18 protein-coding genes and 1 pseudogene are annotated in these 26199 nt (G+C 69.8%); 10 read left to right on the top strand and 9 right to left on the bottom strand.

The window, feature by feature from the left end; all coding sequences use genetic code 11:
- Nucleotides 1-39 precede the first annotated feature (39 nt).
- Nucleotides 40-1128, bottom strand: coding sequence for a glycosyltransferase (locus ABZ070_RS20355; protein WP_356635745.1), 1089 nt, complete (start codon nucleotides 1126-1128; stop codon nucleotides 40-42).
- A 516-nt stretch (nucleotides 1129-1644) separates the two neighbouring features.
- Between ABZ070_RS20355 and ABZ070_RS20350 the strand changes: the two genes are divergently transcribed.
- On the top strand, nucleotides 1645-2616 hold the full coding sequence (locus ABZ070_RS20350; protein ID WP_356635743.1) for a hypothetical protein: 972 nt from the start codon (nucleotides 1645-1647) through the stop codon (nucleotides 2614-2616).
- A gap of 341 nt (nucleotides 2617-2957) precedes the next feature.
- Nucleotides 2958-3641 (top strand): hypothetical protein, encoded by a 684-nt coding sequence (locus ABZ070_RS20345; RefSeq protein ID WP_356635741.1) that lies wholly within the window; start codon nucleotides 2958-2960, stop codon nucleotides 3639-3641.
- A gap of 206 nt (nucleotides 3642-3847) precedes the next feature.
- Here the strand turns inward: ABZ070_RS20345 and ABZ070_RS20340 are convergent, their stop codons facing one another.
- Nucleotides 3848-5668 (bottom strand): phosphoenolpyruvate carboxykinase (GTP), encoded by a 1821-nt coding sequence (locus ABZ070_RS20340; protein ID WP_356635739.1) that lies wholly within the window; start codon nucleotides 5666-5668, stop codon nucleotides 3848-3850.
- Between the two features lie 206 nt (nucleotides 5669-5874).
- On the opposite strand from ABZ070_RS20340, the gene ABZ070_RS20335 reads away from it, so the two are divergent.
- From ABZ070_RS20335 to ABZ070_RS20325, 3 genes are all read left to right on the top strand, one after another.
- Nucleotides 5875-6552, top strand: coding sequence for a hemolysin III family protein (locus tag ABZ070_RS20335; protein WP_356635737.1), 678 nt, complete (start codon nucleotides 5875-5877; stop codon nucleotides 6550-6552).
- A gap of 88 nt (nucleotides 6553-6640) precedes the next feature.
- The gene (locus ABZ070_RS20330; RefSeq protein ID WP_356635735.1) at nucleotides 6641-7282 is read left to right on the top strand and encodes a TetR family transcriptional regulator; all 642 of its coding nucleotides are present in this window, start codon (nucleotides 6641-6643) and stop codon (nucleotides 7280-7282) included.
- A gap of 61 nt (nucleotides 7283-7343) precedes the next feature.
- Nucleotides 7344-10349, top strand: a complete 3006-nt coding sequence (locus ABZ070_RS20325) for an ABC transporter substrate-binding protein (protein WP_356635733.1) — start codon at nucleotides 7344-7346, stop codon at nucleotides 10347-10349.
- Nucleotides 10350-10405: 56 nt separating this feature from the next.
- Here the strand turns inward: ABZ070_RS20325 and ABZ070_RS20320 are convergent, their stop codons facing one another.
- The 5 genes from ABZ070_RS20320 to ABZ070_RS20300 form a co-directional block, all read right to left on the bottom strand.
- Nucleotides 10406-12775 carry a galactose oxidase early set domain-containing protein gene (locus tag ABZ070_RS20320; RefSeq protein WP_356635747.1) on the bottom strand — a complete coding sequence of 790 codons (2370 nt, stop codon included), beginning with the start codon at nucleotides 12773-12775 and terminating at the stop codon, nucleotides 10406-10408.
- Between the two features lie 139 nt (nucleotides 12776-12914).
- Entirely contained in the window at nucleotides 12915-14123 is a 1209-nt protein-coding gene (locus tag ABZ070_RS20315) for a glycosyltransferase family 2 protein (RefSeq protein ID WP_356635731.1), read from the bottom strand.
- On the bottom strand, nucleotides 14120-15835 hold the full coding sequence (locus ABZ070_RS20310) for a phospholipid carrier-dependent glycosyltransferase (RefSeq protein ID WP_356635729.1): 1716 nt from the start codon (nucleotides 15833-15835) through the stop codon (nucleotides 14120-14122). The genes ABZ070_RS20315 and ABZ070_RS20310 overlap by 4 nt, the downstream gene beginning before the upstream one ends.
- Nucleotides 15832-17055, bottom strand: a complete 1224-nt coding sequence (locus ABZ070_RS20305; protein WP_356635727.1) for a glycosyltransferase — start codon at nucleotides 17053-17055, stop codon at nucleotides 15832-15834. Before ABZ070_RS20305 ends, ABZ070_RS20310 begins: the two co-directional genes overlap by 4 nt.
- A gap of 214 nt (nucleotides 17056-17269) precedes the next feature.
- Nucleotides 17270-19288 (bottom strand): thioredoxin domain-containing protein, encoded by a 2019-nt coding sequence (locus tag ABZ070_RS20300; RefSeq protein ID WP_356635725.1) that lies wholly within the window; start codon nucleotides 19286-19288, stop codon nucleotides 17270-17272.
- Nucleotides 19289-19418: 130 nt separating this feature from the next.
- Between ABZ070_RS20300 and ABZ070_RS20295 the strand changes: the two are divergent.
- The 3 genes and pseudogenes from ABZ070_RS20295 to ABZ070_RS20285 all read left to right on the top strand — a co-directional run.
- Nucleotides 19419-19682, top strand: a pseudogene (locus ABZ070_RS20295) (hypothetical protein); the annotation flags it as partial.
- Between the two features lie 119 nt (nucleotides 19683-19801).
- On the top strand, nucleotides 19802-20368 hold the full coding sequence (locus ABZ070_RS20290) for a Uma2 family endonuclease (protein ID WP_356635723.1): 567 nt from the start codon (nucleotides 19802-19804) through the stop codon (nucleotides 20366-20368).
- A gap of 131 nt (nucleotides 20369-20499) precedes the next feature.
- Nucleotides 20500-23736 carry a tetratricopeptide repeat protein gene (locus ABZ070_RS20285; RefSeq protein ID WP_356635721.1) on the top strand — a complete coding sequence of 1079 codons (3237 nt, stop codon included), beginning with the start codon at nucleotides 20500-20502 and terminating at the stop codon, nucleotides 23734-23736.
- Between the two features lie 59 nt (nucleotides 23737-23795).
- Here the strand turns inward: ABZ070_RS20285 and ABZ070_RS20280 are convergent, their stop codons facing one another.
- Nucleotides 23796-24044, bottom strand: a complete 249-nt coding sequence (locus ABZ070_RS20280; RefSeq protein WP_356635719.1) for a hypothetical protein — start codon at nucleotides 24042-24044, stop codon at nucleotides 23796-23798.
- Nucleotides 24037-24918 (bottom strand): mycothiol conjugate amidase Mca, encoded by an 882-nt coding sequence (mca, locus tag ABZ070_RS20275; protein WP_356635717.1) that lies wholly within the window; start codon nucleotides 24916-24918, stop codon nucleotides 24037-24039. The genes ABZ070_RS20280 and mca overlap by 8 nt, the downstream gene beginning before the upstream one ends.
- A gap of 97 nt (nucleotides 24919-25015) precedes the next feature.
- Between mca and ABZ070_RS20270 the strand changes: the two genes are divergently transcribed.
- A complete protein-coding gene (locus ABZ070_RS20270; protein WP_356635715.1) occupies nucleotides 25016-25423 on the top strand; it encodes a DUF4307 domain-containing protein in 408 nt (135 codons plus the stop codon).
- Between the two features lie 165 nt (nucleotides 25424-25588).
- Nucleotides 25589-26086, top strand: a complete 498-nt coding sequence (gene greA / locus ABZ070_RS20265) for a transcription elongation factor GreA (RefSeq protein ID WP_356635713.1) — start codon at nucleotides 25589-25591, stop codon at nucleotides 26084-26086.
- Nucleotides 26087-26199: the final 113 nt, after the last annotated feature.

Below are 26199 nucleotides of genomic sequence, written 5' to 3'. Positions count from 1 at the left end.
GGCCGCGGGCCGGGCGCCACCTGGCCTTGCGCCGCGTGGTCAGGCGCGTACGAGTTTTTTCGAACCCAGCTTGGCCAGCGCGAACTCCAGGTTGACGGTCACCCGTTCGCGCTGCTCCTCGGGCAACTGGCCTCCTTCCAGCAAGCGTTCGCAGCACTCCTTCGACTCCTGGTACTCCCCGACCCAGTAGGCGGAAATGGCGAGCTCGTCGAGTGCCCGCCACTGGTACCAGTCGCGGTGGATGAACAGGATGTCGCTCGGGAACGGGATCCGCGCGGCCTGCTTCGCGAACAGGTAGGCGAGGGGCCAGCGTTTACCCTTGACGCGGCAGTAGCGCGCGAGGTTGCCGAGGGCTTCGGCGCGCGACGGACGGCTCTCATTGGCCCGCAGGTAGCGGTCCATCACCTCGGACGCCGGCCGGTCGATATTCGCGGCGAGCCGGGCGGCGTTGAGGTGGGCGCTGAAGACCTCCTGATCCCAGCCGCCCATGGCTGCCCTGCGGTCGTAGACGGTGATCGCCTTCTCCGGTTCCCCGGCATCGCGCCAGCTCTGTGCGAGGTAGAAGACATAGCGGGCATTGTCGGGCTCGTCGATCAGGCCCTGCGTCAGGATCTCGGCGTCACGCAGGTACTTCGCCCGCTGACCTTCCTTCAGGCGCGCCCCGCCGCTCAGGGTGAGAATGTTGGCGCCCTTGAACGTCCCCCGGGTGTACGGCTTTCCGCAGTCGATGTACTCGTGCAGCACGCCGACATACCGCCAGGGAAGACGCGTGGAGACGAGCGCGCGGCGCCAGTGGATCATGGACCCGTGGTGCAGCGCGACGCTGTAGGCGTCGTGCGTCAACTTCGGCATGCGAAAGCCCGGTTCCACCTCCATCAGGTCGTCGGCATCGATGAACAGCAGATAGTCCGCCTTGTCACGGGCGAGTTCGATCGCCTCGCTCCGGCTCTTGTCGAACCCCCTCCAGGGCCGTTCGTACAAGGCACCCGGCAGATCACCGAAGACGTCGCGAATGACGTCCTGCGTACCGTCGGTGGAGCCGGTGTCCACGATGACCCACGTATCGATGAGAGGGCGGACGGACTCGAGACAGCGCCGGATGACCGGGGCCTCGTCCTTGACGATCATATTCAGGCAGACCGTTGATTTCACTGGTCCCATCCAACTCTGCGAAGTAAAGGGCCGAGGGGGGAGGCCAGGCTTCTGTCCCGCAGTCTGCGCTTTTCCCACGCAGCGCCATGCCCTGGTTCTCGGGGACCGCGTCAAGGGGATCCGGACCATTTCCCGGAGCTGCTGCCTCTTTCTCAGCCGGACGGACAAGAGTCGTCACGGCACAGTCATAGCTCTGTTGCGGCACCTCCGGCGTCAGCCACGGAATGTGACAGCCATCATTCGCCTGATCAGCCGCGTTTCTCACGCGAACCTTTATGGGATTGACACATGGACGGCTCAACTCACCGGCAAGCCCGCGTGAGGGTTTCCGCGAGGAACACCGACGGTTCCCCCTCTTCTGGGCCACGCCACTAGTCCATCGTGTTGATCGTTCTGCGTGGCTCTCAACCGAATTGTGTTCACCGCCGAATGATGCCGGGGGAAGCTGAGGAGCTTCCCGATCACCCCTCGGTTCGACAAGGAGCAATTCACATGAGTCCTGAGAACAGGACCTCTTCGGGTTTCGGCCCTCTCCCCCAGCGGGGCAGGTGGCTCGTCGGCGGTGCGATGGCATCGGTGGCACTCATGGTGCTGGGCTTCTCCGGCAGCGCGATGGCTGTCGGCCAGAGCACCCAGGCACAGGTCAGCCCGGCACACGGCGACGAGTGCGAGGACGGGAAGAAGTATCTGGACCTTTCCGGATACCTCGGGCCGATGGGCGAGGACGAGTACGACCCCTTCGACGACAAGTGCGACGACAAGGGCAAGAACAAGGGCAAGAAGGGTGACACCGGCGATACCGGTGACACCGGAGACACGGGCGACACGGGCGACACGGGTGACACCGGCGACACGGGCGACACGGGCGACACGGGTGACACCGGCGACACGGGCGACACAGGTGACACCGGCGACACCGGCGACACCGGCGACACGGGCGACACGGGTGACACCGGCGACACCGGCGACACGGGTGACACCGGCGACACGGGCGACACCGGCGACACCGGCCCGGCCGTGTGCAATGACGTCGACGCCTACCGCCCGAACAACGCCATCGACCTCAAGGCCGTGCTGTCCAACGACGTGGCGTATGCAGGTATCCGGGACCTTCAGTTCCCGAACCCCACACCGCCCCCCGGGACCATCTCGGGGCCCTTCATCTGGTATGACCTCACCGACGCCGAGGACAGCAACTTCGACGAGATCGTAGACCCGTGCTCGATCTCCATCGCCGCCCAGACCAACGCCGCGGATGGCGTGTCGGTCCAGGTGCTGACCGAGCAGGGAGAGGTCTGGGAGACCACCTGCGAGGTGGGACAGCCAGGCGATCCGGTCTCGCTGGTGTGCGACGAGATCTGGGAAGAACTGACAACGCCGACCCCCGGTGACCCGCCGGCGATTGCCAACAGGCTCGCCGCCCTGCCCGGCGACGCGAACCACCGCGCCAAGGACATGAAGTAGGCCCGGACCGGTAGTGGTTCCGCCGCAGTCGGAACCCTGACGGAACATGCGTGTGCCGTGCTCGGGATCATCCCGGGCACGGCACACTTGTGTCCGCGTCAGCGCGTCACGAACACCGGGTCATGCAACCTGTCACCTGCCCATCGCTTCCCTTTCACGCTTTTCGCGTCAGCACCGAAACAGAGGCAAGTGAGCAGACTGGCGTTGTTGAATTCGAAATAGCCTATTGGTCCATTATGTTGATTCGTTGTGCGCGCCTCTCAACTGCATAGTCTTCGCCACCGAATGATGCCCTGGGGAAGCCGCTGGGCTTCCCATCGGTTCGAAAAGGAGCAATTCACATGAGTCCTGAGAACAGGACCCCTGGCGGTTTCGGTCCGCTTCCTCGGCGTGGCAGGTGGCTCGTCGGCGGTGCGATGGCATCGGTGGCACTCATGGTGCTGGGCTTCTCCGGCACCGCGGTGGCGATCGGCGCGCAGCAGCAGGTGGGCCCGGCGTACGAGTCGCCTGAGGGTGACGAGTGCAAGGACGACGGGCCCGGCGTGGAGTTTTCCGGCTTCATGGGCCCGATGGGCGACGACGACAGGTGCGACGACAAGGGCAAGGGGGAAAAGGGCGACACCGGCGATACGGGTGACACGGGTGACACCGGCGACAAGGGTGACACCGGAGACACGGGCGACACCGGCGACACCGGCGACACCGGACCTGCATCCACGCTCGAGATCACTACGGTGTCCGGGAACCTAGCCACCGCGACGCCGGGCAACTTCGCAAACAGCACGGCCGTCTGTCCTGAGGGGCAGGTGGCGGTCTCCGGCGGCTACGGTCTGGACTTCGGGGCAATTGCGGGTGTCTCCACGCAGAACACGACCAACAACCCGGGCGACAGTTGGACGGTCACCGTCGACAACCCGTACTCCACCGGGAACGAAAGCGGGTTTGCCATTGCGTACTGCGCCCCCGGAACTTCAGTCGCATCAGCGGACTTCGCCGCCCCGGCAAGGCCCACGTCGCGCTCCTGAGCCTGTCGGCCGGTTCGGGGGTGGCTCTGGCTCAGTCGACCGAGCCATGTCGTCCTGACAGCACCGGGACACGCCTGAAGGAGTTCGGCCCCCGAAGCCTGAGGGGGCTTCGGGGGCCGATCACACGTGGCGGGTCGTTCGTGACCCCCACTGGTCAGGGCGGATGTCGGGGCGCCCCGCCACGTGGCTTGAAGGCCGGGCTCGGGTCAGCCCAGGCGGGAGACCAGCGCGCGGTACTCGTCCCACAGCTCCTTGGGCGTGTGGTCGCCGAAGGTGTTGAGGTGCTCGGGGACCAGGGCGGCCTCCTCGCGCCAGACCTCGGCGTCGACCTTGAGCAGGAAGTCGAGGTCCTCCGCCGGCATGTCCAGACCCTCGGTGTCGAGCGAGTCACGCGTCGGCAGGATGCCGATGGGGGTCTCGACGCCCTCGGCCTTGCCCTCGAGGCGCTCCACGATCCACTTCAGGACACGGCTGTTCTCGCCGAAGCCGGGCCACACGAACTTGCCCGCGTCGTTCTTGCGGAACCAGTTCACGTAGTAGATCTTCGGCAGCTTGGCCGCGTCGGCGTTCGCGCCGACCTTGATCCAGTGCGCCATGTAGTCGCCCATGTTGTAGCCGCAGAACGGCAGCATGGCGAACGGGTCGCGGCGCAGCTCGCCGACCTTGCCCTCGGCGGCGGCGGTCTTCTCCGACGCGACGTTCGCGCCCAGGAAGACACCGTGGTTCCAGTCGAAGGACTCGGTCACGAGCGGGACCGCGGAGGCGCGGCGGCCGCCGAAGAGGATCGCCGAGATCGGAACGCCCTTCGGGTCCTCCCACTCGGGCGCCGCGATCGGGCACTGCGAGGCGGGGACGGTGAAGCGGGCGTTGGGGTGGGCGGCCGGGGTCCCGGACTCGGGCGTCCAGTCGTTGCCCTTCCAGTCCGTGAGGTGGGCCGGGGACTCCTCGGTCATGCCCTCCCACCAGACGTCGTTGTCGTCGGTGAGTGCGACGTTGGTGAAGACCGCGTTGCCCCAGAGGGTCTTCATGGCGTTGGCGTTGGTGTGCTCGCCGGTGCCGGGCGCGACGCCGAAGAAGCCGGCCTCGGGGTTGATCGCGTAGAGGCGGCCGTCCTCGCCGAAGCGCATCCAGGCGATGTCGTCGCCGATGGTCTCGACCGTCCAGCCGGAGATCGTGGGCTCCAGCATGGCGAGGTTGGTCTTGCCGCAGGCGGACGGGAAGGCGGCGGCAACGTACTTGGCCTCGCCCTGCGGCGGGGTCAGCTTGAGGATCAGCATGTGCTCGGCGAGCCAGCCCTCGTCGCGGGCCATGACGGACGCGATGCGCAGGGCGTAGCACTTCTTGCCGAGCAGGGCGTTGCCGCCGTAACCGGAGCCGTAGGACCAGATCTCACGGGTCTCGGGGAAGTGCGAGATGTACTTGGTGGAGTTGCAGGGCCACGGGACGTCGGCCTCGCCCTCCGCGAGGGGCGCGCCCAGCGTGTGGACGGCCTTGACGAAGAAGCCGTCGCTGCCGAGCTCGTCGAGGACGGGCTGCCCCATGCGGGTCATGGTGCGCATGGAGACGGCGACGTAGGCGGAGTCGGTGATCTCGACGCCGATCGCGGACAGGTCCGAGCCGAGCGGGCCCATGCAGAACGGGACGACGTACATCGTCCGGCCCTTCATGGAGCCGCGGAAGATGCCCTTCTCACCGGCGAAGATGTCCTTCATCTCCGCGGGAGCCTTCCAATGGTTCGTCGGGCCGGCGTCCTCCTCCTTCTCGGAGCAGATGAAGGTGCGGTCCTCCACGCGGGCGACATCGGTGGGGTCGGACGCGGCGTAGTACGAGTTCGGGCGCTTGATCGGGTCGAGTTTCCGGAACGTGCCCTTCGCGACCAGTTCCTCAGCCAGTCGCTCGTACTCGGCCTCGGAACCGTCGCACCAGACGATGTTGTCCGGCTGCGTGATTGCCGCGATCTCGTCGACCCAGGAGATCAGTTCCTGGTGATTGGTGGGGACGCTGGGAGCCGCGATGTCGCGCGCCACGATCGCTCCTAAATGAGGGGTTTATAGGTTTGTGCCCCGTGGGGGCTGCGACCCGGATGCTTCGTACCTACTTTTGGCTGGCGCTCATCCGGTGCCGACCGCACTCATCTGATCATCGATGCCGAATGCCCATATGTCCAGAGGTCCTCTCACGTGAGCATCGCCACTGTCGATGTTACCTACGGTTGCGTAGGTAACATGCGGCCATGACTTCAGCCGTGCCCGAAGTGACCGAGATCGATCCACCGCCGGTGAAGCCGAGGCTGCGCGGCTGGCTGCACGCAGGCATGTTTCCCGCCGTCCTGGTCGCCGGAATCGTCCTCACGGCCCTGGCGGACTCGACACGCGCCCAGATCGCCTGCGGCATCTACGTACTGACCGCATGCCTGCTCTTCGGCGTGAGCGCCCTCTACCACCGGGGCAACTGGGGGCCCAGGGCCACGGCCGTGCTGCGCCGGCTGGACCACGCGAACATCTTCCTGATCATCGCGGGCACCTACACCCCGCTCACCCTGCTCCTGCTCCCCGACTCCACCGGACGCGTGCTGCTCTGGGCGGTCTGGGCAGCGGCGGTGGCGGGCATCGCCTTCCGGGTCTTCTGGGTCGGGGCGCCGCGCTGGCTCTACACCCCCTGCTACATAGCGATGGGCTGGGCGGCGGTCTTCTTCCTGCCCGACTTCATGCGCGAGGGCGGCATCGCCGTCCTGGTCCTGGTGATCGTCGGCGGCCTGCTCTACAGCGCGGGCGGGGTGATCTACGGGCTGAAGCGGCCCAACCCGTCACCCCGCTGGTTCGGCTTCCACGAGGTGTTCCACTCGCTGACGCTGGCGGCGTTCATCGTCCACTACGTGGGGATCTCGCTGGTGGCGTACCGGCACGTGTGAACGGGCGCCGTCGCCGGACCGGCGACGGCGGCCCGGGGCCTCACCGAGGCTGTCGGGGCTTGATCGGGGCAGCGGCCGATGCCCGACAATGACGTCCATGGCCGCCTCCGCACATCTCCCGCTCGAACAGCCCCAGCCCCCGCCGGGACTGCGGGAGCGCAAGAAGATCAAGACCCGTATGGCCATCCGCAGGGCCGCGTACCGGCTGATCGCCGAGCAGGGGTACGAAGCGACCACCGTAGAGCAGATCGCGGCGGCGGCCGAGGTCTCCCCCTCCACGGTCTTCCGTTACTTCCCCGCCAAGGAAGACATCGTCCTCACCGACGAGTACGACCCCGTCCTGGTGTCGTTGCTGCGGGCGCGGCCCGTGGACGAACCGCCGCTCGAGTCCCTGCGGCTCATCCTGACCGAGGTCGTCGCCGCGGCCCTCGAGAACGAGCCCGAGGAGATGCGGCAGCGGGCCCGTCTCCTGCTCGAGGCCCCTGCCGTGCGCGCCCGTATGACCGAGACCATGACCGGGACCTCACAGCTGCTCGCCCGCCCCATCGCCGACCGGGCCGGTCGGGACCCGGACGACCTGGAAGTACGGGTCTTCACCGCCGCGGTCATGGGCGCGCTGCGGGAGACACTGTTCCACTGGGCCGAGCGCGGTCTGGACGACGATCCGGTCGCGCTCGTGGACCGCGCGCTGGACGTGCTCAAGGGCGGCCTGCGGCTGCAGCGCGGCTGAGTTGCCGCGGGGCGTCGGCCGTGAGTGATCTGGTGTAATCGTCTCCGACGATCCCGCGGGGGTGGGGTCAGGACTGGGGGCGGCGTTGCAAGAGCTGGATGCGGCAGATCCACGGCAGGTGGGCCGGTACCGGATCCTCGCACGCTTGGGGGCGGGCGGCATGGGCCGCGTGTACCTGGGGCGCTCCACCAGCGGCCGGATGGTCGCGGTCAAGGTGGTGCGCGCCGAGCTGGCGGAGGACCCGGACTTCCAGCGCCGTTTCGCCCGCGAGGTCGAGGCCGCCCGCCGGGTCACCGGGTTCTTCACGGCAGCCGTGGTCGACGCGGATCCCACCGGCTCGCCCGCCTGGCTCGCCACCGCCTATGTTCCGGGGCTGCCGCTCGACGAAGCGGTGGACAGCCACGGTGCGTGGCCCCGGCGCTCGCTGCTCGTCCTGGGCGCCGGGCTCGTCGAAGCCCTGGAGGCCATCCACGGCGCGGGACTCATCCACCGCGACCTGAAGCCGTCGAACGTGCTGCTCGCCGGCGACGGGCCACGGGTGATCGACTTCGGCATCTCGATCGTCGCCGAGGCGAGCAGCCTCACCCAGACGGGGATGGTGATCGGCTCCCCCGGGTTCATGTCACCGGAGCAGGTGACGGGACAGCCGGTCGGCCCCGCCAGCGACGTGTTCTCGCTGGGCGCGGTGCTGGCCTTCGCCGCCACCGGGTTTGGCCCGTTCGGGACCGGCGCTCCGCACTCGGTGAACTTCCGCGCCGTGTACGAGGACCCCAACCTGCAGGGCCTGCCGCCTGGCGCCGACTTCATCGCGCGGTGCCTGCAGAAGGATCCCGCCCTGCGGCCGACCGTGCCCCAACTGCTCTCGGAGTTCGCGCAGTTGCTCGGCGAGCCGAGCGGTCAGACGCTCGCGGGCTGGGTGCCGAAGGAGACCGACTGGCTCCCGGAGGCGGTGGGGGAGGCACTCCTCGCCCGGGCGTCGGGGACCGCCGCCGGGGACACTCCGAACGCCGCGCCGGTGCCCGCGCCCGATCCCCGGATCGATCTCGCGAAGCGTCCCACGGCGCCGCCCGCTCCTCCCGCGCCGCCGACCGTCCCGCCGTTCGCGTCCGGCCAGGCGGCTCCCGCCCCCGGCCCCGTCACAGCAGGGCCATCGGGATACCCCGCGCCGCCCGTCACCCGACCACCGTTCCCCCAGGCGCCCCTTGTCACCGGGCCGCCGGCCACGTACCCGTCGTCCGCGACACGTCCTCCCGCGAACGGACCCGCCCGCGCGCACCGTCGTCGTATCGCGGCGATCGCCCTCGCCGTGGCCCTCGTCGCAGGTGGCGGCGTCACCGCTCTCCTCCTCAACCAGGGGAAGGACAAGGGCGGGACGCAGGGCAAAGAACAGGCGAAGGACAGCAGTCAGGGCTCCTCGACCCCCGCCACCGGCTTCGACGCCGCGGTCGGCAACGTCGTCAACGCGTCGTCCAAGCAGGGGGGCACCCTGCGGCTGGGCAGTTCCTCGGACGCCGACTCCTGGGACCCGGCGCGCTCCTACTCCGGCTGGGTCTGGAACATGCAGCGCCTGTACACCCGCACGCTGCTGACGTACTCCGCCGAGCCGGGCAAGAAGGGCCTCGGCCTCGTTCCGGACCTGGCCGCGGCACAGCCGGAGGTGTCTCCCGACGGCACGACCTACACCGTCAGGCTGAGGCCGGGGCTGACGTTCGAGGACGGTTCACCGATCACCGCCAAGGACGTCAAGTACGGCATCGAGCGCGTCTTCGCGCAGGACGCGATCAGCGGCGGCCCCACCTACTTCATCGAGTCCCTGGGCCAGGAGCAGAACTATCCGGGCCCGTACAAAGCCAAGTCCGGGCTGCGGTCGATCAAGACGCCGAACGACCTCACGCTCGTCTTCCATCTGGCCGAGATCGACTCCCAGTTCCCTTACCTGCTGGCCATGGGAGCGACGGCCCCCGTCCCGCGGGAGAAGGACACCCGCGACAAGTACGGACTGAGGCCCGTCTCCTCCGGTCCCTACAAGTTCGACTCGTACAAGCCGGGCGAGAAGCTGGTGCTCGTCCGCAACGAGAACTGGGACCGGAAGACCGACCCGGTCCGCAAGGCGTTGCCGGACCGCGTCGAACTGAACATCTGGCCCGACCCCGACCACGTGAACGAGGAGCTGCTGTCGGGCGCAGTCGATCTGGACGCCTCCCAGACCGGTCTGGAGCCGGACAGCGTCTCGAAGGTGCTCAACGATCCGAAGTTGAAGGCCGACGCGGACAACCCGCACAGCGGCTACCTCCGCATGGTCACGATGGTCTCGAAGACCGCGCCGCTCGACAACCAGCACTGCCGTGAAGCGGTGGTGTACGCGGCCGGTACCAACACTCTGCGGACCGCTCGCGGCGGTCCGACGGCCGGCTCGCTGCACGGCAACATGCTGCCTCCGACCATCCTGAGCTCCGACGACTACGACCCGTTCGGCCTGACCAAGGGCAAGCCGCAGCCCGACAAGGCCAGGGAGGCGCTGCGGGCGTGCGGCAAGCCCGGCGGATTCACCGTCAAGCTCGCCGTGCGCAGGGGGAACACCGACGACGTCGCGGCCGCCGCCGCCCTGCAGAACGACCTGGCCGTCGTGGACATCACCCTCGACATCGAGCAGATCGACGACTTCACGACCTTCTACGAGACGATCAGCACCCCCGCCACGGTGAAGAAGAAGGGGATCGGCATGCTCATGCTGGGCTGGGGCGCCGACTTCCCCACCGGCACGGGCTACCTCCGGCCGCTGGCCGACAGCCGTCTCATCACTCCGAGCGGCAACACCAACTACGCCCAGGTCGACGACCCCCGTATCGACGAGCTGTTCGACAAGGTGTCCGCCGAGACCGACAGGTCCGAGGCCGACCGGATCCACCGGGACATCAACCACCGGCTCACCGACGGGGCCTACTACCTGCCGATCGTCGCCGACAAGACCCTGAACTACCGCAGTCCGCGGCTGACCAACGTCTACGTGCACGAGGCGTACAGCATGATCGACGTCCAGGCCCTCGGTACCAGCGACGGCTCCTGACACGCAACCGGGCCCCGCCCCCCTCGGGGGGCAGGGGCCGGCGCACCGTCAGGCGCTCACCGCCTGCGTACGTCCCCCTTCCCGCACGCCACACCGTCGCGGTTCGGGTCGAGACGCAGCGGGTCGTCCTGGCCGTTGACCTTCAGGCGGCCGTAGTCGTGGGACGCCAGCCACTCGCAGCGGGCCGCCGTCGTGGCCCTGACCTTCTTCGGAAAGACGGTCGGCACGCACACGCCGGCACTGCCGTAGTGCCGGTCGCAGCCGGCGATCTGCGGATCCACCGGTACCGACGTCCGCTTCTTCTGCTTCTTCTTCGGTGCCTTCGCGGGCGCGTCCGCGAACTCGTGGACATGCGCCGAGGGTGCGTCGGCGGCCATGGCCTGCGGCCCGCCCAGGTGCACCCACTCGGCCACCGACGGCACACCGTTCGCGTCGACGGCGAAGAGCATGTACCAGCCTGGCGGCGCCAGGTTCGGGTTGCTGGTGACGTTGAGGTCGACGTTGTTGCCGTCGACCGTCATCGGCAGGTCCACGAAGCGCTGGTTCGGGTCGGACGAGTGCGTGACCGCCGCCGGGCGGATCAGCTCCGCCTTGGCGATGGGCCGGTCGACCGTGATCCGCTGGGTGTCCCCGTACGTCCACTCGCCGTCGATCACCGAGGTGATCTGCGGGCGCGCCCCCTTCAGCAGGTAGGGCGGCGTGTAGATCGACACGTTGTGGTTGTACGTGCCGTTGCCCGGATTGTCGCCGACCGACATCACCCTGCCGTCGGGCAGCAGGAACGACGACGAGTGGTAGCCGCGCGGGATCGGGTCGGTCGCGAGCCCCGGCTCGTAGGTGTTCGTCGCCGGGTCGAAGAACGACGCCTCGTACACCGGGTCGGCACGGTCGTGCAGCGCGCCGCCGGTCTCGAAGACCTTGCCGTCCGGCAGCAGCACGGCAGAGACGTACATCTTGCCCTCCGCGCCCGTCTGCGGGCGGCGGCCCTGGCCCTGGTCGACCTCGCCCTGGGGGAGCAACGGGCCGTGCACATAGGCCGGGTTGGGCTGCTTGAGGTCGACGATGTCGGTGAAGCGGTTGGCGACGGGATTGGTCTCGTTGTTGCCGCCGCCGATCGTCAGCACCCGCTGGTCCTGCGCGGGCGGCAGCAGCACGCTCGCCGACTCGTCGCGTTCGTCCTTGGCCTGGAGACCGGGGACGTCGGTGATGGTGTTGGCGTCGTAGTCGTAGATCGACGCGCCGGTGCCGGGGGTGCCGTTGCCGAAGGTGTGGCTGCCGGAGTAGAAGAGGCGGCCGTCCTGCATCAGGATCATCGACGGGTACAGACCCCAGTACGACCAGGTCTGGTTGACCTCGTTCATCGGCAGCCACTTGTTCTGCGCGGCGGAGAACTTCTCGGCGGTCACGTTGCCGGTCGAGTCCTCCTTCAGCCCGCCGAACGAGAGGACGTCACCGTTTCCGAGGATCGTCGCCGACGGGTACCAGTGGCCGCCGTTCATGTCGTTCGTGCGGGTGTAGGTCTCGGTCGCCGGGTCGAAGACGAACGAGTCCTTCAGGCCCTGGTAGCCGATCGAGCCGTCCGCGGACGGATAGCCCTTGTTGCCGGACATGATCAGGACCTTGCCGTCCTGGAGCTGCACATGGCCCGCGCAGAACATGTCGACCGGCGTCGGGATCGTACGGAAGGTGCCGTTCGCCGGGTCGTACACCGCGGAGGTGAACGTACCCGCCTCGAACAGCGCCGGGTCGTTGCCCGAGCCCGCGATGACCAGCACCTTGCCGTTGTGCATCACGACCGAGTGCATGGAGCGCACCGGGTTCTGCACCGGCAGGACGTCCCAGCGGCCCTTCAGGCACTCTTCGGGCGTGCCCGTGCACTGCGGGTCGGGCGCTGGGACGGACACCTCCTCCATCACGTAGTCGTCGGTGGTGACCGAGCCGGTGCCGTACACGGACACGCCCCAGGCGATCCGGTCGGTCCCGGGCGGCACCGCGGGGGTGCGGACCTCGGCGCGCTGGTAACCGGCGCTCATCTCGAGGGCCTTGAGGTCCGTCCAGTACTGCCAGCCCGCCGTGGTGTCGTGCCGGAAGAGCGTCACGGACGTGTCGGGGGTGGTGGACTTGTACCAGAGGGAGAGGTCGTACTGCCGGTCCTGTGTCACCTGCGGCGCGCAGGCCATGGTCTCGGTGATCAGGGCCTTGCGGTCGCCGTCGACACGGCGGGTCAGCGAGACCTTCATCGCCTTGGAGCCGGAATGGGCGTCGGCGACGGCCTCGAAGGTGTAGTCGTTGTCGCCCCAGCCGGACTTCGACCAGCAGGCCGGCATGTCGCCGCTGCCCGCCGTCTCGAAGCCCGGGTTGGAGATCAGGTTCGGCGGTCCCGCCTGGGCCGCCTGGGGCGCTGACATCAGCAGAGCCGTGGTCATGGCGCCGACGGCGAGCAGCGCCGTTCGGCGTCTGCGGCGGCGGGCGGCCGGGGACGGTGGTGACATGGCGGTTCCCTTCGTGCGGCTCTCTACCAGGGCTTGCGGATGGTGGCGTTCGAGCGGGGGCCGGGCCGGGGGGTCAGGAGCTGACGCGCACGTCGGCCTGCGGCGCCACGCGGGAGGCGGTCTTCTTCCGGCGCGGCAGATAGACCAGCGCCTCCGTGGCGGCGAACCGCACGACGAACGTGGTCAGCAGCGCCAGCGCCGTCGCCGGCAGCACCGCCATGTCCAGCCACGACACGAACAGTGCGATCAGCGGGATGCGCAGCAGCAGATCGGCATTGGCGAGCAGCGCGAAACGGCCCACCCGGTCCGCCCAGTGCCGGTGTCGTCGGCGGTCGCGGAACAGCAGCACCTCGATGAGGAGGAAGTTCCACACCACGCCGAACTGGTTGGCCACGATCTCGGCCGGCAGGTAGTGCATGCCCGCACCGGTCAGCAGGTGCAGTCCGAGCAGGTTCGGTACGAAGCCCGTCAGTCCGATCAGCCCGAAGCCGATCATCCGGGCGACCGGCGACGCGGTGCGCAGCCCGGTGAGATGCCCGAGGAAGCGCATGCCCTCCTTCGCCGTCGACTTCGACTCCCCCGCGAAGCGGTCCTGGAAGACGAACGGCACCTCGGCGACGGTCTCCGGCCGGCAGCGCACCGCCAGCTCCAGCAGGATCTTGTAGCCGAGGGGCTTGAGCACGTCTGCGGTCACCACGCTGCGCCGGATGGCGAAGAAGCCGCTCATCGGGTCGCTGATCCCCCGCAGCCGCCTGGGGAACAGGCCCTTGGTCAGCCAGGTCGCGCCGCGCGACACGGCGATGCGGTAGCCGCCCGCGAGCCCTTCCCGGCTGCCGCCGCGGATGTAGCGGCTGGCGACGACGAGGTCCGCGCCCGCCTGCTCCCCCGCCGCGACCAACTCCGGTACGAGCGCAGGGGGGTGCTGCAGATCGGCGTCCATGACGACGATCCAGTCGGAGCCCGCCTTCCGCATGCCTTCGACGACCGCGCCGCCCAGTCCTCCGGTCGGGGTGTCCCGGTGCAGCACGTCGACCGGAAAGGGGCAGTCCTGGGCTGCGCTGCGGATCACCTCCGGCGTGTCGTCGGTGGAGTCGTCGACGAACAGGACCTCGCACGGCAGCCGGGACGGCACGGACTCGGTGAGCCGCCGCAGCAGTTCGCGGATGTTTCCGGACTCGTTGAAGGTCGGGACGACGATGGTGACGGCGCCTGGCTCGGCCACCTGGGTAGCACTCAGCTCCGGATCGCCGAGTTCCTCGGCGCCCGTACGGGGGGTGGTCACAGTTCGCCTCCAGCGATCCTGCGGATCTCGATGCGGTCCTCGCCCTCGCCGAACACGGCGACCGGCGTCGAATGCTCCAGAGCGGCCTTGACGTTGGGCAGGTCCACGGCGTCGCGCCGTACGGTCGGAGAGGAGACGACGTAGTCGATGTCGCGCCATCCGCGGGGCATCGTCTTCGTCACGGCGGGGTCGAGGTCCGCCTTGTAGAACCAGATCGCCCCGGTGCCGGGTTCGAAACCGTCGTGCACGAGATCCAGCCAGAGGGCGTCGTCGACGAGGACGCGGGTGCGGGCGGGGTCGTCGACCTCGTTCTGCATCCAGGCCGCGGCGGCGCGGTAGGGGGCGTTGGCGTCGACGGTGAGGGCGGCGCGGTTGCCGTCGAACCAGCGGGGCGCGATGTAGGCGGTGGCCGCGAGGGCGAGGAGGGCGGCCACGATGATGCGCGCGGTCCTGCGCGGACCGGGCCGACCCGAGTCGCTCCGGGGCTGCCGTTTTCCGTCCGCCGGAGGGACGTGGTGCTGCCCCGTCGGCGACGTGCGGCCGAGCGGCCGCCTCAGTACCGCGTGGGCCACGCTCGCCGCGGCCGCCGCCAGGACCAGCGCCAGGAAGGGCAGGGCCTGGATCACGTACATGGCGGGCAGGTAGCCCGACGGGCGCATCGCGACGACCGCGAGGATCGCCACGACGAGCGCGGGGCCCGCGAGCGCCCGTGCCGTGACCGACCAGCGCAGGGTGAGCAGCAGCAGGGCCGCCCCCGCGAGGCCGCCGAGCGGCAGGACGTGGTCGTAGTAGAGCCACGAGCGGAACACTCCGTGCGAGCCGGAGCCGGTGTCGAAGATGGAGCCGGAGCCCTCACGGCTCATCTGGTAGGTGATGCCGTCGATCAGCGAGACATGGCCCTCGCCCGGGAACAGTTCGTTGTTCAGCAGGGCGAAGAGGGGGTACGACAGACCGATCAGCGCGCAGGCCGTGATCGCACCGGTCACCGCGAACTTACGGGTGTCCCGGTGACTGTGCCGCCACATGGTCACCAGCAGCGCCGGCAACACCACCAGCATCGTCTCCTTGGTGAGCACGGAGACGGCGGCCGTGAGCCCGGCGGCGAAGTGGTGCCACAGGTGCCGATTGGGCGACGCCGCCAGGCAGAAGGCCAACAGCATCCACATCACGGCGATGTTGTCGAGGAAGATCTCGCGCTGCAGGACGACGGAGAGCGGCGAGAGGCCGAACAGGGCCATCGCGAGCCCTGCCGCCCACCGCGGCAGGAACAGCCGGCGCGCCAGCACGTACAGCAGCACGGCGCACGCCGCGCTGACGGCGAGCATGGCGAAGCGCATCGAGGCGACGGTCATCGTCTCGGGCGCGATCAGCGACGGTATCCAGGTCAGGAACGCGATCTGGATCCAGCCGAGGGGCGGGTGGTCGTACCAGTACGTGTAGTGGGCAAGGCCCTCGCCCTGCTGCACCGCCCACGCCTGCGCGAGATACGTGCCCTCGTCGTCGCTGAGCGTCGGGAAGTGGGTGATGTTCCAGCCCTGGACGAGCAGGATCACGCAGAGCAGTGCGCCGCACAGCAGCAGGTCGGGCCGCGAGCTGCGGAACCGTACGACCCTGCGCAGGTGTACGGGAGTGATGTCGGCGGCGGTCGCCGACGTGCGGGCGGCCGGGACCGGCTCGGTGGCTTCGGGGGCCGGAGGCAGGGTCGTCGTCACCGTCGGGCGTCCTCTCTCATCTCGGTCACGTCGGTGAGGTGCGCGCCGACATGGCTCGTCAGCTCCCACTCGTTACGGCCGCGCTGCTCCCGCCAGACCGCGCGCACGGCGGCGCCGGCCAGCAGTACCTGGTAGAAGGGCCCGCCGAGGATGAGCTTGAGGTAGTGGACGGCCCGGACCCGCATGCCGTACTGCTTGCCGAAGTCGTGCAGTCCGACGATCTCGAAGACGAAGGTCACCATGGCCGTGATCAGCGGCAGGAAGGTCACGATGGCGATCCCGACGGGTACGTCGAGGAAGAGCGCGATCGCGACGTTCAGCGGGATGATCACGCCGGAATAGGCCTGCAGGAAAGGCGTCATCAGGGTGTAGCGGGCCAGCATCCGCTGCCCCCGTCCCGGCAGTTGCTTCCAGTCCTTCTTGCGGTAGACCTGGAGGAAGCCCTGGTTCCAGCGGGTGCGCTGTTTGAGCAGGCTCATCAGGGTGCCCGGGGTCTCCTCCCGGGTGACCATGTCGCTGTCGTACGCGACGACGACCTTCTTGCCCACGGACGACAGCCGCACGCCGAGGTCGCAGTCCTCCGCGAGACAGTTCGGGTCCCAGCCGTCGGCCTCGCGCAGCACCGTCGTCCGTACGAAGACGGTGTTGCCGCCGAGCGGGATGAAGCCCTTCTGCGCGTGCAGGTGGAGCCTGCTGCGGAACCAGAAGAAGTACTCGAGGCAGTTCCGCAGGCTGTACCAGCTGGAGTGGAAGTTGATCAGCTGCACCCCGCCCTGGACCACGTCGGCGCCGGTGGAGGTGAAGGCGTGGTCGACGTGGGCCAGCAGCTCGGGGTGGACCTGGTCCTCCGCGTCGAAGACGCCGACGATGTCGCCGCGGCAGTGCGGCAGCGCGGTGTTGAGCGCCTTGGGTTTGTTCTTGACCTCATGGGTGTCGGTGATGACCCGCACCCGGACCGGGTCGCGCCGGGCGGCCCGTTCGGCGACTGCGGTCGTCTCGGGGTCGTCGTGTCCGACGATCACGATGATCTCGAAGTTGGAGTGGCTGGATTCCAGCAGCCGCTCGATGGTGTGCTCCAGCACCGCCTGCTCGTGGCGGGCCGGCAGCAGCAACGAGAACGACAGTCCTACGCCGCCGTCCGGGCGGTCGAATCGCGTCGCCGCGAGAGTTTCCGGCGTACGCCAGGCATGCATCTGCCACCACAGCGTGAAAGCCGCCATCCAGAAAAGCGCCACCGAAATGGCAGCAACGAACACCGATATGAGCACAAGCCCCCCTAGGCCCCTCGCGCCGCGGCAAGGACCCCCCTGGCCGCCGGCACGCTTCCCCCACGCGCGCACTCCCCAGTACGCACGCCGACTTTCGTTCGTTCAGGACAATAGAGGCGGAGGATTGCGTTCCGGTGCTCGTCCGTTAAATTCTGTTGTTCTGCTCTCAGTTGGTGAGTTTTCGGACAAGTTCTGATGCGCTTGTGGTCGGTGAATCGCACACGAATCCGCGGCAGACATAGGCCGCCGAACTGCCGTTCACCAGCGGACGGTTCCGAAGCAGAGGAAACTCGTCACTGTCCGGCTCGCCCACAGCGACGGCCGGCCCCGGCGCCGTGGCCAGCAGCGCCGTACGGTGCAACTCCCGTACCGACGGGTCGCCCGCAGGGCCGACGACCGCCACCTCCCGCGGACCGTCCAGCAGCGCCTCCGCCACCGCGAGCCCCCAGCCGATGAACCGCGGAGCATGCGGGCCCAGCGCCTTCACCACCCCCAACGCGCCTTCCGCGGCGGCGCGGTGGGCCTCCGAACCGGTGTGTGCCGCGTACAGCAGAAGCGCGCCGGCAGCCGCCGACCAGCCGGAGGGCGCGGCGTTGTCGGTGGGGTCCTGGGGCCGCCGGATCAGCTGCTCCGCGTCGTGCGCGGTGTCGTACAGCGCCCCGCCCTCCGCGGTGAACTGGTCGATGACGATGTCCAGCAGGAAGCCGGCGAACTCCAGCCAGGTGCCCTCGCCGCCGACCGCCGCGAGGGCGAGGAAACCCTCCGCCACGTCGGCGTAGTCCTCGAGCACACCCGCGTTGGCGCCGGCCTTGCCGTCCTTGGACGTGCGGGCGAGACGCACGCCGCCCGCGGAGAAGTCCATGTGCACCCGCACCAGCAGATCCGCCGCCTCCGTGGCCCGCTCGACCAGGTCCGGTCGGTCGAAGTACGCGCCGGTCTCGGCGAGCGCGGCGATCGCCAGCCCGTTCCAGGCCGCCACCACCTTGTCGTCCCGGCCCGGACGCGGCCGCTCCTCGCGGGCCGCGAGCAGTCGCGCCCGCAGCCCCTCGTCCGGCTCACCCGCCGGGAGCCGCAGCACCGACGCGCCCTCCTCGAAGGTGCCCTCGTCGGTCACCCCGTACAGCCCGGCCGCCCGCGCCCCGTCCTCGTCGCCGAGCACCTCGCGCAGCTGCGCCGGCGTCCACACGTAGAACGCGCCCTCGGCGTGACCGCCGTCCGCCGTGTCGCTGTCCGCGTCCAGCGCGGAGGCGAAGCCGCCTTCGGCGGTGCGCATCTCACGCGCCAGGAAGTCCGCGGTCTCCAGCGCGACCCGCCGTGCCAGAGCGCTGCCGGTGGCCCGCCACAGGTGGGCGTAGACGCGGCACAGGAGGGCGTTGTCGTAGAGCATCTTCTCGAAGTGCGGCACCACCCACTCGCGGTCCACCGAGTACCGGGCGAACCCGCCCCCGAGCTGGTCGTAGATCCCGCCGCGCGCCATCGCCTCACAGGTGTGCGCGGCCATCTCCAGGGCGCCCTCCGCGCCTGTGCGGGCATGATGCCGCAGCAGGAACTCGAGGACCATCGACGGCGGGAACTTCGGCGCACCGCCGAACCCGCCGTGCCGCTCGTCGTAGTCCCGGGTCAGCCCGAGCAGGGCGCCCGCGAGCTCCTCCTCGCCCGGTACGCCCTGCCCGCCGTGCGCGAGGGAGCGCGACGCCAGATCGCGGGTGATCTTCTGCGCGACCTCGGCCACCTCCTCCGGCCGCCCGGTCCACGCCTCGCCGACACCCTCCAGCACCTGCCGGAAGGACGGCATCCCGTGCCGGGGCGCGGGCGGGAAGTACGTACCGAAATAGAACGGCTCCCCCTCGGCGGTCATCCACACGGACATCGGCCAGCCGCCCTGCCCGGTCGCCGCCTGCACGGCCTCCATGTACACGGCGTCGACGTCGGGCCGCTCCTCGCGGTCGACCTTGATGTTGACGAAGTGCTCGTTCATGCACGCGGCGGTGTCCGCGTCCTCGAAGCTCTCGTGCGCGAGCACATGACACCAGTGGCAGCTGCTGTACCCGACGCTCAGGAACACCGGCACGTTGCGCCGCCTCGCCTCCTCGAAGGCGGCAGGCTCCCACTGCCACCAGTCGACGGGGTTCTCGGCGTGCTGGAGGAGGTACGGGGACGTGGCCTGCGCAAGTCGGTTCGCCATACCCCCATCCTCGCGCAGCCGTCGCGGGGGAGCTCGCGCGGCACGGGGCATGGCACGAACGGGGCAGAGGCGTCCCGGCTGCTGCTCCCCGTCCCGAACACCCGCCGACTCGCGCCCGGCGGGGGACCGCTGGCTGGAGCGCGGCATCGAACCGCAGGCGGTCCACCGCACTCTCACGGCGGCCCTGCCGGGCGGCCCGATCGTCCGCCCCGCCGGCCTGCTCGCCCACCGCCTCACGGCCCTCCTGCCCCCACCGCTCCCTCCTGCCCCGCAGCCGACCCTCCCCGACCCGCTCCAGAACTGCGACGACTGCGACCGCGCCTTCCGCGCCCCGGTACCGGGCCGCTGCCCCGCCTGCGAGGCCACCTCCCGGACGACCGGCGCGGCAGCATGAGACCGCCGCCCGCCCCGCAACGGCCTGCCCACAGCGCGCGGCCTGCGTACCGGGATCACGGGACTACCCTGAGCCTGGTACGGCCTCATCCCGTCGAGCTGGTACAGGGAGGTCCTTCCATGGGCGCGGAGATGGTCCCTCCCGAATGGATGCATGAGCAGGTGACCGCCGAGCAGTACGACTCCTGGAGCGAGGAGCAGTGCTCGGGCATCGAGATCGTGGACGGGATGGTCGTCGTGAGCCCCAGCGCCTCGAAGCGGCACAACCGCCTGGCACGCATCCTCGCGAACGCACTGGACGCGGCGGCCGGCCCGGAGTGGAACGCCGACACCGACTTCGACGTCCGCCTCCAGGACGTGCCCCTGTCGAACCGCAGGCCGGACGTGACCGTCTACCGGGCGGACGCGATCGACATCACGCCCACCAGGCCTGAGCACGTACTGCTGGTCGTCGAGGTCGTGTCGCCCGGTTCGGAGACCACGGACCGAGTCGTCAAGGTCGACCAGTACGCACGAGCCGGCATCCCGTTCTACTGGCGCGTCGAACAGGCGGCGACGGGCGTCCCGCTCGTCTACACGTACGTCTTGGACCCGGCGACCAGCGTCTACCGGGACGCGGACGTGTTCACCGGCGTGGTGAAGGCCGTGGCGCCGTTCGCCGTCGAGGCCGACCTCGGCGCGCTCTGAGCCGAGGGCCGCTCCCGCCCCGTCCCCACCGGAACCCCTCGCACTTCCTCCCCGCGGCAACGACACTTGACGGCGCAACAGATGGGTAGCCACACGGAAACCGGGTCTTTCCCGGGGGACGGGGGACATACATGCGGGACAGCCACCGGGCTGAAGCGGAACGGCTGTTGGGGCGCGCCGTGGAGGAAGAGGTGCGGCGCAGCGGCGGGCGGACCGACGGGCAGTTGCTGCTGTCCCGGGTCCGCGCGGAGTTCGACTCCATGGCGGCGAGCGCGAGCGAGGAGTACGCAGCGTACGAGCAGGCGCTCACGGAGGCGGAGGCGGGGCAGCTGCCGCTGTCCGAACGGTTCAGCCGGAAGAACCTCTCAGCACCCGTTCTTGTCACCGCCGTTGCCGCTGCCGCCGCCGTCGGCGCGGACGTGGCACTCGGGACGGCCGCGGGCACGGCGTTCGGCGCCGGCGCCGTCGTCGCCGTGGCCGGGGCGGCGACCACCGTCGCCAAGGTGACCGCCTCGCACTGGCCGGCCGCGCACCGCAGGGCCGGGGCCCTGGGACAGCCGGGCGGCGCGGAGCAGCTGCGGCTGCAGTGGCTGACCGCCCTGGAGGTGCGGGGCATCCGCCCGTTCCTGGACCAGCAGCGGATGCTGGCCTCGTCCACACGGACCACGACCGCGAAGAAGGCCGCTGCGGTGCCGCAGCTCCGTGGGGCGGACCGGTCGGCGGCCGCGCGCCGCAGGTCCGTGCTGGAGCAGTCGTTCGGGCATCTGCCGGAGCCGGGAGGCCCGTTCGCGGGCCGGCGGGAGCAGATGGCGCAGATCACGCAGTGGGTGCACGCCGCCCGCGCGTCGACGCAGACACGTCCGGTGGTGGTGGTGCTCCACGGTGCGCCCGGTTCCGGGCGCACCACGCTGGCCGTGCGGGCGGCACAGCACCTCAAGGACCTGTTCCGCGGCGCCTGCGTCGTCGATCTGCGGGGCGAGAGCGAGCAGCCGCTGTCCACCCGTGACGCGCTGCTGCACCTGCTGAACCGACTCGGCGCCCCACGCGAGCAGCTGCTGTTCCGCGAGAGGTCGTCCGCCGAGCAGCAGGTCCGGCGGCTGGGCGAGCTGTACCACCAGTATCTGACCGGGCTGCCGGTGACCGTCGTGCTGGACGACGCGAGCGACCCGGCCCAGGTGCGCACGCTGATACCGGAGCGGTCGGACAGCCTGGTGCTGGTGACGTCCCGCACGCCGCTCGACCTGCCCGACGACGTCCCGGCCCGGGTGCACCAGCTGCCGGTCGACGCTCTGGACGCGGCGGGCGCGGAGGAGCTCCTGCGGGCCGCGGCCGGGGAGCCCTCGCCGGGGCCGTACGACGCGCAGTCGGCCGACGAGATACGGGAGTTGTGCGGCGGGCTGCCGCTGGCGCTGCGGCTGGCGGGCTCCTCGCTCACCGAGCGCTCCGCCGACAAGCTGGCGGCGGATCTCGCGGCGTGTGCCGTGCGGCATCACTCCGTCGACGGGCCGGTCGATCCGGTCGAGCGGGCGCTGTGGCTGCGCTACACCGACCAGTCCGAGCCGGCCCAGCGGCTGCTGCGCCGGCTCGCGCTGGCGGGACGGGCGTCGCTCGGCCCGGCGGCAGCGGCGGCGCTGCTGGACACCGACGACCAGGAGGCGAAGCGGCTGCTGGCGGCCCTGGCACAGGCAGGGCTGATCGACCATGTGCGCTCCGAGCGCTACCGGCTGCACGACGCGGTGCGCGCCTTCGCCCGGGCCCGGCTGCTGGACGAGGAGGAGGCCCCGGACCGCGCCGCCGCGCAGGAGCGGCTGATCCACAACTACGCCGAGCTGGCCGGCGCGGTGATCCGCATGGTCGACGGAAAGATGTCCACGCGGGCGGGGCAGTTCGGGGCGTACGGCTTCCCCTCGCTCGACGCGGCGCTGCGCTGGCTGGACGAGGAGTCCAGCTTCATCACGTCCGCGCTGCGGCACGCGGAGGGCGTCGACCAGCAGGCCGTGCTCGGGCTGCTGGGCGCGCTGTGCGACTACTGCCTGCTGCGCGGCGACCTCTACCGGCTCGGTGAGATCAGCGAGCTCACGCAGGCCGTGGACCAGGGCCTGCTGGAGCGTTCGGTGCGCTGGCGCACGGGTATCGCGGCCCGGCAGCTCGGTGAACTGGACAAGGCGCGTACGACGCTCTCGTCGGTGGTGGGTCTGTACCGGGACGCGCATCAGGACGCGGGGGCGGCCCTCGCGCTGTGCTCGCTGGGGATCACGCTGCACCACCAGGGAAACCTCACGGAGGCCGCGGCCAAGCTGCACGAGGCGATCGAGCTGCAGGCCTCCGAGGAGCAGGTGGAGGACCGCGCCTGGTCGCTGCACGCCCTCGCGGCCGTGGAGCGCGACCGGGCGAACCTCGCCGAGGCGGTGCGGCTGCTGGAGGCCGCGCTGGCGCTGCACCGCGAGGGCGAGTCGCTGCACGGCGAGGCGTGGACCCGGTTCCACCTGGGCCAGGTGTTCCTGCGGACGGGCGACGTACCGGCCGCCGAGTCCGCGCTGCGGGAGGCCCTGGAGCTGTACGGCCGTACCCACGACGACCGCGGCGAGGCATGGGCGCTGACCCAGCTGGCGCGCGCCCGCCTCGTCGACGGCGACCCGGCACCCGCCGTGGAGGAGCTCCGCCGGGCGCTGGCGCGCCACCGCGACAGCGAGGACGCCCGCGGCGAGGCGTGGACGCTGTACTACCTGGGCCAGGCCCTGGAGGAGGCCGGCGACCGCGACCAGGCCGTGCGGGAGCTGGAGAGGGCGCGGACGATGTTCTCGCGGATGCGGGACGTGTACGGGCTGGCCTGCGCCCGCCACCACTCGGGCCGGGTCACTCGCGACCAGCTGGCGGCCCGCACGGGCAACCTGCGCAACTCCGGCTTCGCCCGCCAGCTCCTCGTCGACGCCCGTGCCGACTTCTCCCGGATCGGCCTCCCGCACGGCGAGGCGTGGACCTGTCTGGAGCTGGCGATGATCGACGCGGGCAACAACCGTGCGCCTCAGGCTCTGGAACTGTGCGGCGAGGCGGCGGCCCTCTTCGCCTCGTACGGCGACGAGCGCGGCGCCGACTGGGCCCGCTTCCTGCACTGCACGCTCCTGCCGTACGCGTCGCCGGGCGGCATCGAGGTCGGCACGGTGGTGGCCCAGGAGGAGCTGAGCCGGCTGATGGCCGCCACGCATCCGTCGCGCGACGCCAAGCTGGAGGACTGCGCCGAGGCCCTGGCGGTGATGCTGGAGCGCGGTGTGCGCCTCGAGGACGGTTGGCAGGCCTGGCACCTCGGCATGGTCCCGAACCGGCACGCGCGGGAGGTCATGGGCGTACCGGTGGAGGCGTCACGGTAGCGGCCGGGCAGCCCATGGGCCCGGACCGCTGCTGCGGTCCGGGCCCATGCGTGACGGTGTCAGGCCGAGGAGCCCGTGGTGCGGCTCTCGGGCGCGGACTGCGCGGCCTGCGGGTCCGGGGCCTCCTCGAAGTTCACCCGGCCCATGTGGCGGTTCATGGACTTCATCAGGGCCCACACACCGACCGCCAGCGCCGCGAAGACGAGAAAGCCCAGGACACCGGGGGTGACCTTGTTCTCGTCGAGCTCCTTGGCGAGGGTGGCCATGTGCGTCATTGCGAGGGTTGCGCTTGCGCTCATGTCAGGCATTGTCGCGGATGCCCGCGAAGAGGTCGTCCTCGGGGAGGGAAGTATCGACGAGCGACTTCGCCAGCTCGTACTCCTCCGTCGGCCAGACCTCCTGCTGGATCTCCATGGGGACGCGGAACCAGCCGCCCTCCGGGTCGATCTGCGTGGCGTGCGCGATCAGCGCCCGGTCGCGGGTCTCGAAGAAGTCGGCGCAGGGCACGTACGTGGTCAGCGTCCGCTCCGCGCGCTGGAACTCCTTCCAGCGCTCCAGCCACTCCCCGTAGGGGGACTCGAGGCCGCGTGCGAGCAGCGCCTCGTGGAGGGCGACCGTGCGCGGGCGGTTGAAGCCCTGGTTGTAGTAGAGCTTCTGCGGCTGGTAGGCCTCGCCGTACTCGGACTCCGGGAACTTCTCCCGGTCGGCCGCCCCCTCGAACGCCACCATCGTGATCTTGTGGGTCATGATGTGGTCGGGGTGCGGATAGCCGCCGTTCTCGTCGTAGGTCGTGACGACCTGGGGACGGAAGGCGCGGATCTTGCGCACCAGCTCGCCGGCCGCCTTGTCGACGTCCTCGAGGGCGAAGCAGCCCTCCGGCAGCGGCGGCAGCGGGTCGCCCTCCGGCAGGCCGGAGTCGACGAAGCCGAGCCACTCCTGCTTCACGCCGAGAATCTCGCGCGCCTCGTCCATCTCCTTCCTGCGGACCTCGTGGATGTTCTCCTCCACGTAGGTGTCGCCCTGGAGCTTCGGATTGAGGATGGAGCCGCGCTCGCCCCCCGTGCAGGTCACGACCAGCACGTCCACCCCCTCGGACACATACTTGGCCATCGTCGCCGCGCCCTTGCTCGACTCGTCGTCGGGGTGCGCGTGCACGGCCATCAGTCGCAGCTGCTCAGTCAAGACTCGATCCTCAATGAATAGTCGCGTCGTGCAACTCCTATAGTGACCGAATCGGCGGACGGAAAATTCCTGCCTCCGGCTCTTGAGAGGAACGATCATGGCGGCTGTCGGCGAGAAGCTTCCGCAGGGGCGTTACGGACGCTCGGCGGACGAGCGCGCGGACCGCAAGCTGCGGATCGTGGGCGCGGTGCTCGGCGTGGGCATGCTCGGCCTCGTCGGCTGGTTCGGCTACGACTACGTCGCGGGCACGAAGATCAGCGCCGAAGTGATCAAGTTCGATGTGACCGAGGGCGCCGACGAGGTCCAGGTCCACCTCGAGGTGCGCAAGGACGAGGCCGCGACGGGCAGCTGTACGCTGCGGGCTCTGGCGGAGGACGGCGGCGAGGTCGGCCGGCTGGACGTGCGCATCGGCCAGGAGGGTGAGAAGCGCGTCGACCAGGTCGTGAGGATCCGGACGACCCGGCAGGCCACGAGCGCGGAGCTGATGGGCTGCCACGCCGGGTGACGTCTCGCATCACACCCCGCTGAGCAGGGGTTCTCCATCTCCGATGGCTTTCGTCCTCCCCCTTTCCCGCCGGAATTGTTAGGCTCGTGGTTTCGCCCGCCCGTGGAGGAACATTCTTCTGGGTAGGGCGATGCTTTGTATTCCCAGTACCTACGAGGAGCACCTGTGACCCAGACCAGCGACAACGTCACCTGGCTGACCCAGGAGGCGTACAACCAGCTCAAGGCCGAGCTGGAGTACCTGTCTGGTCCCGCGCGCACCGAGATCGCCAAGAAGATCGAGGCAGCGCGTGAGGAGGGGGACCTGCGGGAGAACGGCGGGTACCACGCGGCCAAGGAGGAGCAGGGCAAGCAGGAGCTCCGTGTGCGCCAGCTGACCCAGCTCCTGGACAACGCCAAGGTCGGCGAAGCGCCGGCGGACGACGGCATCGTCGAGCCCGGCATGGTCGTCACGATCGCCTTCGACGGCGACGAGAACGACACCCTGACGTTCCTGATGGCGTCGCGCGAGTACGCGAGCTCCGACATCGAGACGTACTCGCCGCAGTCGCCGCTGGGCGTCGGCGTGAACGGCAAGAAGGTCGGCGACGACGCGGAGTACGAACTGCCGAACGGCAGGAAGGCCTCGGTGAAGATCCTCGCGGCCAAGCCCTACTCGGCCTGAGCGCGCCACAGACAAGGAGTCGAAACGGCCCGTCGCCTTGGGGTCGCGGGATTCCGGCACGTGGCGCATCGCCACCGGAACGCACAGCAGCGCCAGCGGCACGTTGAGCAGGA

The organism is Streptomyces sp. NPDC006283 (genome assembly GCF_040613325.1).
In the GTDB taxonomy this organism is placed as follows: Bacteria; Actinomycetota; Actinomycetes; order Streptomycetales; family Streptomycetaceae; genus Streptomyces.
Note: the sequence above shows the minus strand (reverse complement) of the source record. Positions and strands in the feature narration are given on the sequence as shown.

What these genes read in the sequence shown, in the direction of transcription:
- ABZ070_RS20280 (WP_356635719.1), bottom strand. Translation starts at nt 24,044, where the DNA reads ATGCCTGACATGAGCGCAAGCGCAACCCTCGCAATGACGCACATGGCC.
- ABZ070_RS20350 (WP_356635743.1), top strand. Translation starts at nt 1,645, where the DNA reads ATGAGTCCTGAGAACAGGACCTCTTCGGGTTTCGGCCCTCTCCCCCAG.
- ABZ070_RS20285 (WP_356635721.1), top strand. Translation starts at nt 20,500, where the DNA reads ATGCGGGACAGCCACCGGGCTGAAGCGGAACGGCTGTTGGGGCGCGCC.
- ABZ070_RS20290 (WP_356635723.1), top strand. Translation starts at nt 19,802, where the DNA reads ATGGGCGCGGAGATGGTCCCTCCCGAATGGATGCATGAGCAGGTGACC.
- ABZ070_RS20320 (WP_356635747.1), bottom strand. Translation starts at nt 12,775, where the DNA reads ATGACCACGGCTCTGCTGATGTCAGCGCCCCAGGCGGCCCAGGCGGGA.
- ABZ070_RS20330 (WP_356635735.1), top strand. Translation starts at nt 6,641, where the DNA reads ATGACGTCCATGGCCGCCTCCGCACATCTCCCGCTCGAACAGCCCCAG.
- ABZ070_RS20345 (WP_356635741.1), top strand. Translation starts at nt 2,958, where the DNA reads ATGAGTCCTGAGAACAGGACCCCTGGCGGTTTCGGTCCGCTTCCTCGG.
- ABZ070_RS20300 (WP_356635725.1), bottom strand. Translation starts at nt 19,288, where the DNA reads ATGGCGAACCGACTTGCGCAGGCCACGTCCCCGTACCTCCTCCAGCAC.
- ABZ070_RS20305 (WP_356635727.1), bottom strand. Translation starts at nt 17,055, where the DNA reads ATGGCGGCTTTCACGCTGTGGTGGCAGATGCATGCCTGGCGTACGCCG.
- ABZ070_RS20335 (WP_356635737.1), top strand. Translation starts at nt 5,875, where the DNA reads ATGACTTCAGCCGTGCCCGAAGTGACCGAGATCGATCCACCGCCGGTG.
- ABZ070_RS20270 (WP_356635715.1), top strand. Translation starts at nt 25,016, where the DNA reads ATGGCGGCTGTCGGCGAGAAGCTTCCGCAGGGGCGTTACGGACGCTCG.
- ABZ070_RS20355 (WP_356635745.1), bottom strand. Translation starts at nt 1,128, where the DNA reads ATGATCGTCAAGGACGAGGCCCCGGTCATCCGGCGCTGTCTCGAGTCC.